We start from the raw sequence: 1,261 nt of genomic DNA, 5'->3' as shown, positions 1-1,261 counted from the left end.
CCGGTTGTGTCACTATTTTGCTGTAAATTCTCCTGTACCTCACTTTAGTTAGAGATCCATGTTTAAATATCTATTTCCTGTTAACCATTCTTCGTTCATATCTATGAGTATCGATACACCCAATCTCATCAATGCTTCCTGATTTGGGAATGCACCTACTACTTTGCTTCTTCTTTTTAACTCTTTATTTATTCTCTCCATTATATTTGTTGTTCTGATTCGTTTCCAATGCTCTTCTGGAAATGCCTGATAGTTATTCAAACTATCTTTGAATCTCTCTATTGTATCTGCTGCTTTTCTGACTCCCGGTACATCCATTTCCTGTACCAGTTCCGGTATTTTCCCTGCATCTTCAAGAATCTCTTTAAGCTTTTCAGTTACCTGTTTATGGTATTTTTTTGGTACTTTTTTCAATACTGTTCTGATGAAATGTACATGACACATCTGCCAACTTGACCCTATGAATGAAGTTTGAATTGCTTTCTGTATTCCTTTATGTCCATCCGAGACTACCAATTCCACTCCCTTTAATCCTCTTTCTTTAAGATCTGAGAAAAAATCTTCCCAGAACATTGCATCTTCACTATCCGCAATTCTTGCACCAAGTATCTCTCTGTATCCTTCTTCATTGACTCCTGCTACAATAAACATTGGTTTATTGAGATACCTTACTCCCTCCCTTATCTTGAAATAAGTTGCATCTACAAACAGATACCTCATTTGAGATTCAATCGGCTTATTCAGGAATTCGTTTACCTTTTCATCTAATTCCTGAGCAATCCTTGAAACTCTTGACCTTGATATATTTTCTACACCCAGTTGTGCAATTATCTTTTCAACTTTTCTTGTTGAAACACCCTGAATATACGATTCCACAATTGCATTTTCAATCGCCTTTTCCGTTCTTGAATATTTATCAAATACTTTAGTTTCAAACGGAAACTCTCTAAACTGTGGTTTTCTTAACTCCAGTTCACCATGTCGGGATGTGAGGGTTCTATCCCTATATCCATTCCTTAGAGCCTTTCTATACTCCGTTCTCTGATACTTTTGAGCACCTGACTGTTCAAGGGCCTCCTGTTCCATAACCCTGTTAAGGAACCAGGTTAGCAGAGGTATCAATGCATCTTTCTCATCGTTAAGATAATCTGTGATTAGATCATATACATTCATGTCCTGTACCTTCTTTTTGAGGTTTTTGATCGAACTCTAATAAGGTACAGGACTAATTATAATTTTACAGCAATTTAGTGACGCTGTC

The 1,261-nt window shown here is 36.7% G+C and carries 1 protein-coding gene; it reads right to left on the bottom strand.

Going from position 1 to position 1,261, the window contains the following annotated elements:
- Positions 1–48: 48 nt before the first annotated feature.
- Positions 49–1,173, bottom strand: a complete 1,125-nt coding sequence (locus J2T59_RS10185; RefSeq protein WP_259135831.1) for an IS256 family transposase — start codon at positions 1,171–1,173, stop codon at positions 49–51.
- Between the last annotated feature and the right edge of the window lie 88 nt (positions 1,174–1,261).

This window comes from Methanosalsum natronophilum (genome assembly GCF_024808815.1).
Classification (GTDB): Archaea; Halobacteriota; Methanosarcinia; order Methanosarcinales; family Methanosarcinaceae; genus Methanosalsum; species Methanosalsum natronophilum.
The sequence above is the reverse complement of the archived record's forward strand: the minus strand, read 5'-3'. Positions and strand labels throughout refer to the sequence as shown.